This is a genomic window from Providencia sp. PROV033, assembly GCF_028484855.1.
Taxonomy (GTDB): domain Bacteria; phylum Pseudomonadota; class Gammaproteobacteria; order Enterobacterales; family Enterobacteriaceae; genus Providencia; species Providencia alcalifaciens.
Genome location: NZ_JAMPSW010000044.1, coordinates 24,981 through 33,306 on the forward strand (window position 1 = coordinate 24,981; position 8,326 = coordinate 33,306).

The following is an 8,326-nucleotide window of genomic DNA, read 5'->3' on the forward strand; positions in this document are numbered from 1 at the left end:
CTTAACCTTCGTTATTGCTTGGAAACAATAATGTTTTCTTGGGATGGCTCCACATGAACCATACGTAATTTTTCAACAGATAAACGCTCAACACGACTGTGACTCGCCAACGCATTTTCTTCGAGGATCAAGTTGCGCCATTCAATATCAAGAAAGTCTTTCTCTTCATAAAGCTTATCTTTCGCGGCTGTCAGCAGTCGTGTTTCATGAGCGGTGGTGACCACAAACACAGCGCTAATGATTATCGCGGCTAACAAGATCATTGGAATGATCCCGTAGCGAAATAAATCGCGCCCAATAACCCTTGCTAGACTGTGTCTTTCTGGTGTCATTTACTCTACCGCTCTCTCTGCAAAACGTAACACCGAGCTACGTGCTCGTGGGTTTTCATCAATTTCTAACTCAGACGGTTTCATCTTGCCTAATGCACGTAATTTCGCCGCACCCAGCTCTTTGATTTGTGCCTCTGTTAACGGAATCCCCGCAGGAACAGAAGGTCCGGTACTATTTTGACGAATAAAGCGTTTTACTAATCTGTCTTCCAATGAATGGAAGCTAATCACCGATAAACGCCCTTCTGGTGCTAATACAGACATCGCGCCATTTAATGCTTTCTCAATCTCTTCCAACTCGCTATTAATATAGATTCGAATAGCTTGGAAGCTTCGAGTTGCTGGGTGCTTATGTCGGTCTTTAATCGGACTGACTTTTGCAATCAATTCAGCCAAATGGCGTGTGCGCGTTAAGGGCTCTTCTTCTGGATTATGATTACGCTCTACAATCGCTCTTGCGATGCGCTTTGAAAAACGCTCTTCACCAAATGTTTTCAATACCCATGCAATGTCATCCGCTTCAGCTGTCATCAGCCATTGCTGCGCTGATTGACCGCGGGTTGGGTCCATTCGCATATCCAGAGGTCCGTCACGCATGAATGAGAATCCACGCTCTGGATCATCTAACTGCGGTGAAGACACACCAAGATCCAGTAACACACCATCAATCTTGCCGGCTAAGCCTTCTTCCTCTACATAGTCTGCAATCGCTGAAAACGGACCATGCTTAATCATGAAACGCGGGTCATTAATCTCTTGAGCGGCTTTAATCGCTTCTGGGTCACGGTCAATCGCAATTAAGCGGCCTTGTTCTCCCAGTTGGCTTAAAATCAGGCGAGAGTGCCCACCGCGACCAAATGTGCCATCAATGTAGATACCATTTGGTTTGATATTTAAGCCATTTACTGCTTCATCAAGCAGTACTGTTACGTGTTTAAATTGCTGCTGTGTCATTGTTATAGTGACAAATCCTGTAGACGGGCGGACAGTGGTTCGTCGGCTTGACGTTCAGCAGCGATGTCATTTTCCACTTGCTGATACCACATTTGTTCATCCCAAATTTCAAATTTATTTATTTGGCCTACCAACATGACCTCTTTTGTTAGCCCTGCGTGTTGACGCAGCGTGCTAGCTAGCAAAAGACGTCCTGCATTGTCTATCTGACACTCACTGGCATGACCAAGTAAAAGGCGCTGTACTCGACGTTCTGCGGGATTCATGGTGGATAGCTTAGAAAGCTTTTCCTCAATGATTTCCCATTCAGGTAAGGTATAAAGCAATAGGCATGGCTGGTGAAGGTCAATGGTACATACCATTTGCCCTTTGGATTCCTCGCTCAGCATTCCTCGATAACGAGTCGGCACGGTTAGTCGCCCTTTGCTGTCGAGATTAACCAGTGTTGCCCCACGAAACATACCTGATTTATCCCCTTTATTTCCAACTGCCCCACTTTACCCCACAATTCTCCACTTATAAAGTTTACGAATGGTATGAAAACGTTGTCAAGCCAGCCGCACGTAGCTTTAGCTTTATTTACAGAACGTTTTAGAAAAGAAAAAGTTGGAAAAATTCTTACTTGGAAAGAAAAAGAGAAATAACGAGTTGATATAATTCACTTATTTTATAAAACGCAGGTAAAACATATTTAAATCTATTTCATTGCTGCAAAATCATACAAATTTGAGTAAATGATATATACGTCTCATTTTTAATCAGTTTATTTCGTGTCTATTCTTTACCTTTTGATCATCATTTATTGATGATTATTTAATCAAAACTACCAAATAATACGTATTTGCATATAAAATCATTGTATTTCAACAAATTAAACAACTGTTTTAATTCACAGTGTTATTTTATTTACAATAATTCCTTCAACATATGCATCGGTTTTTTTATGGGTTAAAAAAATTTAATTCATCAAAGAACCGCTTAATGCAAAATAATCAAAAAAAGTATTAAGAAAATTCCTAAAGTGAAATATTTACAGGGTATCTTAATAAATAAATCGTAATTGCCCCTAAATCTTCACCAAAAAAAAGCCCCTAATAGATAGGGGCGGATATATTACTAAGAATTGTGGTTAACATCACTAACTATTAAACTGGTTTTTGCATCAGTGGATAAGGTTTATCCACTACTGTTTGCGACCTAAACTACCGCGACGACATAAGTCCCTACGAATACGACGAATTCCAGTTTCTGGCTTCTGTTTTTCATCTAGGCTAGCTAATACCAATTCTAAAGTACGTTCTGCTATGTCACGGTGGCGCTGCGCAAGTGATAGCACTGGGCAACCCAGAAAATCCAGTAATTCATTATCACCAAAGGTGCTAATAACCATATTTTCAGGTAAGCGCCCATTACGTTTCAGCGCTACGTCCAACACACCTTGCAGTAAAGAGAATGACGTAGTGAATAGCGCATCTGGCATCGAGTTGCCGCTATCTAGCCAGTTCGAAAAAACATCAGCGGCAGCATCGCGCTCGTAGCTGTTTGCGTATAAATAATTGACTTCGCGAGTATCGCCTTCCCACGCTTTACGAAAACCTTGTTCACGTAAATAGCTGACAGAGAGCTCAGGTAATGCCCCAAGATACAGAACCGATTCCGCAGGAAATTTTCGTAATTCTTTGGAGATCATCAGCGCATCTTCTTGGTCATCACCCACAACACTAATGAAATGCTCTTTTTCTAATGCTCTATCCAGTGCAATGATAGGTAACGAGCGATTCGCCCATCGTTGATAGAATGGGTGCTCTGGGGGTAATGCAGTAGAAACGATAATCGCATCGACTTGACGCTGAAGTAAGTGCTCCACACAACGAATTTCGTTATCAGGCTGGTCTTCTGAGCAAGCAATTAAAAGCTGGTATCCGCGCTGACGAGCCTGTCTCTCAAGATAATTGGCTATACGGGTATAGCTGGTATTCTCAAGATCAGGGATCACAAGCCCGATTGACCGAGTACGACCAGCACGTAAGCCTGCTGCTACTGCGTTTGGATGGTAATTGTGCTCTCTGACGACTGCCATCACTTTTTCTACAGTTTTATCGCTGACTCGATACTGCTTGGCCTTGCCGTTGATCACATAACTAGCCGTTGTGCGGGAAACACCCGCTAGACGGGCTATTTCATCCAGTTTCACATTAACCTCTTTGCTATTTGGGAAACAGCCCCGAGTCATTCGGGGCTTTAATTCGCTCTATTCTACCTGTGGCTGACAAATTTTTCATCGCATAATTTTATCGCCACGAGAAACTCCGACGATCCCAGAACGGGCAACTTCAACAATTTCAGCAACGCTACGTACCGCCTCAAGAAATGCATCTAGTTTATCGCTTGTTCCTGCTAGCTGAACGGTGTACAGCGTTGGCGTCACGTCGACGATTTGTCCGCGGAAAATATCGGCACTTCGCTTAATTTCATCACGTCCATAACCGGAGGCTTGTAGCTTCACTAACATGATTTCACGCTCGATATGAGCTGATGCGGTGAGTTCACTCACTCTCAGTACATCCACTAACTTATGAAGCTGTTTTTCTATCTGCTCAAGTACTTTCGCATCCCCTTTCGTCTGGATAGTCATCCGCGATAATGTCGGATCGTCAGTCGGAGCGACAGTTAAACTTTCAATGTTATAACCGCGCTGGGAAAAAAGCCCAATAACGCGAGATAAAGCACCTGATTCATTCTCTAATAATACCGATAAAATACGACGCATGATCAGGTCCTCTCCGTTTTACTTAGCCACATTTCATCCATTGCTCCACCACGGATCTGCATTGGGTAGACATGTTCGGTTTCATCAATATTAATATCCACAAACACTAATCGTTGATTCTCATTCACTTCGACTAACGCTTGTTTGAGTTTATCTTCTAGCTCATCAGGAGAAGCGATTGAAATACCCACATGCCCATACGCCTCAGCAAGTTTGGTAAAATTCGGCAATGACTGCATATAGGATTGCGAATGGCGACCTTGGTAAATCATATCCTGCCACTGTTTTACCATGCCTAAGAAACCATTATTCAAGTTCAGAACTAGCACCGGTAAACCATATTGCAGCGCGGTTGAAAGTTCTTGGATATTCATTTGAATACTGCCATCCCCCGTCACACAGACAACTGTGGATTTAGGATGCGCTAGCTTCACGCCCAATGCCGCTGGTAGACCAAAGCCCATGGTGCCCAAGCCACCTGAGTTAATCCAATGTCGAGGTTTATCAAAGGGATAATAAAGGGCGGCGAACATTTGGTGCTGTCCAACATCTGAAGTTACGTAAGCTTCCCCATTAGTTAAACGGTAGATCGTTTCAATGGCCTGTTGAGGCTTCACTTTATTCGGATTTAAGGTGTATTTGAGGCACTGTTTTTCCCGCCAAACGCTAATTTCTTTCCACCAAGTTTGCAACGCCGTCGCATCCTGATCTGCAGCCACATGATCCAACTGTGCGATCATCTGCTCCAACGTTAATTTGGCGTCGCCAACGATAGGAATATCCGCTTTTACTGTCTTAGATATCGAGGTTGGGTCCACATCAATTTGAATCACTGTCGCATTAGGGCAATATTTTTCTAAATTGTTCGTTGTTCTGTCGTCAAAACGCACCCCAACCGCAAAAATAACATCCGAATGATGCATCACTTTATTGGCTTCATACGTGCCATGCATCCCAAGCATACCGACTGATTGCGCATGCGTTTCAGGGAATGCACCAAGTCCCATCAATGTTGATACGACTGGCAGTTGGAGCTTTTCCGCTAACGCCATGAATTCAGCCGAACAATTCGCATTAATCGCCCCGCCACCGACATACAGCACCGGTTTTTTGGCCGCAACTAATTTGCTCAATGCTTTCTTAATCTGCCCTTTATGACCTTGTAACGTTGGGTTATATGAACGCAATGAAACCGATTCCGGGTAGCGATACGGGTATTTTGCAGCGGGATTTACAGTATCTTTCGGAAAATCGATCACTACGGGACCTGGACGTCCACTTGCGGCAATATAAAAAGCTTTCTTGATGGTTTCGGGGATCTCTTTGGCGTGTTTAATTAAAAAACTGTGTTTCACAATCGGGCGTGAAATACCCACCATATCGCATTCTTGGAATGCATCGTTCCCGATCAAAGAACTCGCTACCTGCCCCGATAAAATAACCATTGGCACAGAGTCCATATATGCTGTTGCGATCCCTGTAATCGCATTCGTGGCACCCGGACCCGAAGTCACTAAAACAACGCCGACATCCCCCGTTGAGCGGGCATAACCATCAGCCATGTGCACCGCAGCTTGTTCATGACGAACGAGAATATGTTCAACACCCCCAACCGTATGCAGTGCATCGTAAATATCCAGGACAGCACCGCCTGGATATCCAAATACATGTTTAACGCCTTGGTCAATCAATGATTTGACGACCATTTCTGCTCCCGACAACATCTCCATGAGTTTGCCCTCAGACTATTTGCAAGTTAACAGAGAGCCTAACGACCCTCTTTAATTTTTATTAAGTTAGTCATAAATTCAGCTATTAACATATCCCTCCCACATAAGGGACGCAAATTTGATTTCACACAGAAATTAAAGAAGATTTCGTTTTGTCTTGAACATGAAATTTCAGCAGATGCATTGACTAGTTTTCAATCGAAATAGAGCTGAAATAACTAAAAGGTCAGCAAAAATAGTCGCAACACGGATTTCACGAAATTGTGGATAAAACAAAACCCCCCAGGAATAACCACTGAAGGGCTTAGAAATAACAATGAACGACTGAATTACTCTTGATACATAGACTCAATTTCGAGTCGATAACGTTCAGAAATAATTTTCCGGCGTAATTTAAGCGTTGGGGTTAACTCACCTTTCTCCATAGAAAAATTCGTCGGCAACAATGTAAAACGCTTCACTTGATGGAAATGCTCTAGATTCTTTTGCAAATCCTTTAAGCGACTTTCAAACAACGCTACTATTTTTGAATCTTTGAGTAATTCCAAACGATCACGGTATTTTAAGTTAATCGAGTTTGCGTACTCTTCAAGGCTATCATAACAAGGCACAATTAATGCGGAGACGAATTTGCGCGCATCCGCAATCACCGCAATATGCTCAATAAATCGATCTTGACCAAGAACACCCTCAATCACTTGCGGCGCAATATATTTACCATTAGACGTTTTCATTAAATCTTTTAGTCTATCCGTAATATATAAATTTCCGTGGGCATCAATTTTACCTGCATCGCCTGTACGCAACCAACCATCCGCAGTAAACGTATCAATCGTTTCTTGTGGGCGATTGTAGTAGCCCTTCATGACCACAGGACCTTTGACTTGAATTTCGTCATTTTCTCCAATACGCACAGAAATAGCAGAAAGTGGCGTACCAATAGAGCCTAATGGATATTTATTGTCTTCCCAACATGAAACCGTTGCACAGGTTTCACTCATTCCATAACCATATTTAATATCCACACCCGCAGAGAGGAAAAAGGCAATCACATCATCATCGAGACGCGCGCCTGCGGCTGGCATAAAGCGAATACGCCCACCTAGTCCTTGACGAATTTTGCTCAAAACCAGTTTGTCCGCTAATGCGTACAATGGCTTATTCAGGAATGACAGCGACTGACCTTTCGCCATCCTCTTGACTTTCTGTTTCCCAATCGCAATCGCCCATTTAAAAATCATGCGGCGCATTAATGGTGCTTGGGATACCTTGCTTTGTATTGCGCTATAGACTTTTTCATAGAAGCGCGGCACGGCACACATAACGGTCGGTTTAACCTCAGCAAGCGCCTCTTTCACCATGTTGGTGTTGGTTAAATAGACATTACGTGCACCACTGTGCATCACATAAAAACTCCATGCACGTTCAAAAACATGAGAAAGTGGCAGGAAGCATAAAGAAACATCCTCTTCTGACAACTCTAAGCGGTTGTCATGAAGGTAAAGCTGGGATGCCATATTGTAATAATCCAGCATCACCCCTTTCGGCTCGCCCGTCGTGCCCGAAGTATAGATAATCGTAAATAGGTCGCTTAAGTTTTGTGCTGCAATACGTGCATCCAACTCTGCTTGATAATCCGGTTGAGCTAGGGACATAAATGTGGACAAGTGCATGCTGTTTGCCACTTGGCTGTCGAGCTCAACATTTTCATCTAATGCAATAATAGCGGTTAACTGAGGGCAATGAGTTAATAACTGGCAAGCAACGTGATATTGCTCTTGAGAGCCAACAAAGAGGATTCTAATGTTGGCATCATTAATGATATAGGCGGCTTGGTCAACACTGCTCGTTGCATATAGCGGAACAGTCACAGCTTTAATGTGCAGTACTGCAATATCAACCAAAGACCAATTCATACTGTTTTGAGCAAAAAGCCCAATATTCTCTTGTGGAGCAACATTCATTGCCAAGAGCTGGCGAGCAATATCGGTGGTTTTTGTATCCACTTCTGCCCAAGTTAGCTCAGACTGGTGTCCGTTGTCCCATTGACTGAAAGCTATCCGATCCGCTGACTCGCTCGCGTCCATTCTGGAACGTATGCGGTTAACTATATGATATGGATATAGATTCTCAGTTATCAACGTGTATTCCCTATAGGTCATTTAAGTTTTAAGTCATTCGGTACACTCACAAATAACTTAATCTAATACTTTTTATTATTTTCAGCTTACAACTGTTAGCTGAATGACTGGAGTGTATAGCGGAAAGATGAGTGAGGAAAGGAATAAAATGTAAATTTTTCGCAAATGCTACAGACGCTACAAAACTCGCCATTGTTTTCACTCTGGCGAGTTAAAATTACCGCTAAATAAATGAGACTGAGTTAGCTTACAGCTGTTCGATCATTTGACAAAATTGCGCTTTCATCCATTGATGACCTTTATCACGCGCGGTAGATTCATGCCACGTTAAATAGCATGGGCGCGTCTTCTCTTCCCACGGCAATGACAGCATACGCAACTGTAGTTGATTCGCATGGT

General features: G+C 43.0%; 7 protein-coding genes and 1 pseudogene. All 8 read right to left on the reverse strand.

Features of this window, described 5'->3' with window-relative positions:
* Window positions 1-11 precede the first annotated feature (11 nt).
* The gene (ftsL, locus tag PSF16_RS09585) at window positions 12-332 is read right to left on the reverse strand and encodes a cell division protein FtsL (protein WP_006660751.1); all 321 of its coding nucleotides are present in this window, start codon (window positions 330-332) and stop codon (window positions 12-14) included.
* Entirely contained in the window at window positions 333-1,286 is a 954-nt protein-coding gene (gene rsmH / locus PSF16_RS09590; protein WP_036964135.1) for a 16S rRNA (cytosine(1402)-N(4))-methyltransferase RsmH, read from the reverse strand.
* Window positions 1,287-1,288: 2 nt separating this feature from the next.
* Complete coding sequence (gene mraZ / locus PSF16_RS09595) at window positions 1,289-1,747, reverse strand: division/cell wall cluster transcriptional repressor MraZ (protein ID WP_006661153.1); 459 nt, start codon at window positions 1,745-1,747, stop codon at window positions 1,289-1,291.
* 722 nt (window positions 1,748-2,469) lie between these two features.
* A complete protein-coding gene (gene cra / locus PSF16_RS09600; RefSeq protein ID WP_272689170.1) occupies window positions 2,470-3,480 on the reverse strand; it encodes a catabolite repressor/activator in 1,011 nt (336 codons plus the stop codon).
* Between the two features lie 84 nt (window positions 3,481-3,564).
* Complete coding sequence (ilvN, locus tag PSF16_RS09605; protein WP_006660747.1) at window positions 3,565-4,056, reverse strand: acetolactate synthase small subunit; 492 nt, start codon at window positions 4,054-4,056, stop codon at window positions 3,565-3,567.
* Window positions 4,057-4,058: 2 nt separating this feature from the next.
* Window positions 4,059-5,786 (reverse strand): acetolactate synthase 3 large subunit, encoded by a 1,728-nt coding sequence (ilvI, locus tag PSF16_RS09610; RefSeq protein WP_272689171.1) that lies wholly within the window; start codon window positions 5,784-5,786, stop codon window positions 4,059-4,061.
* A gap of 329 nt (window positions 5,787-6,115) precedes the next feature.
* Window positions 6,116-7,873 carry an AMP-dependent synthetase/ligase gene (locus PSF16_RS09615; protein WP_272689172.1) on the reverse strand — a complete coding sequence of 586 codons (1,758 nt, stop codon included), beginning with the start codon at window positions 7,871-7,873 and terminating at the stop codon, window positions 6,116-6,118.
* Between the two features lie 301 nt (window positions 7,874-8,174).
* Window positions 8,175-8,326: pseudogene (gene leuO / locus PSF16_RS09620) on the reverse strand (transcriptional regulator LeuO); the annotation flags it as partial.

Bases quoted from the DNA above. Each gene is read 5' to 3' on its own strand.
- ftsL (WP_006660751.1), bottom strand. From the start codon at position 332: ATGACACCAGAAAGACACAGTCTAGCAAGGGTTATTGGGCGCGATTTA.
- rsmH (WP_036964135.1), bottom strand. From the start codon at position 1,286: ATGACACAGCAGCAATTTAAACACGTAACAGTACTGCTTGATGAAGCA.
- mraZ (WP_006661153.1), bottom strand. From the start codon at position 1,747: ATGTTTCGTGGGGCAACACTGGTTAATCTCGACAGCAAAGGGCGACTA.
- ilvN (WP_006660747.1), bottom strand. From the start codon at position 4,056: ATGCGTCGTATTTTATCGGTATTATTAGAGAATGAATCAGGTGCTTTA.
- ilvI (WP_272689171.1), bottom strand. From the start codon at position 5,786: ATGGAGATGTTGTCGGGAGCAGAAATGGTCGTCAAATCATTGATTGAC.
- PSF16_RS09615 (WP_272689172.1), bottom strand. From the start codon at position 7,873: ATGGACGCGAGCGAGTCAGCGGATCGGATAGCTTTCAGTCAATGGGAC.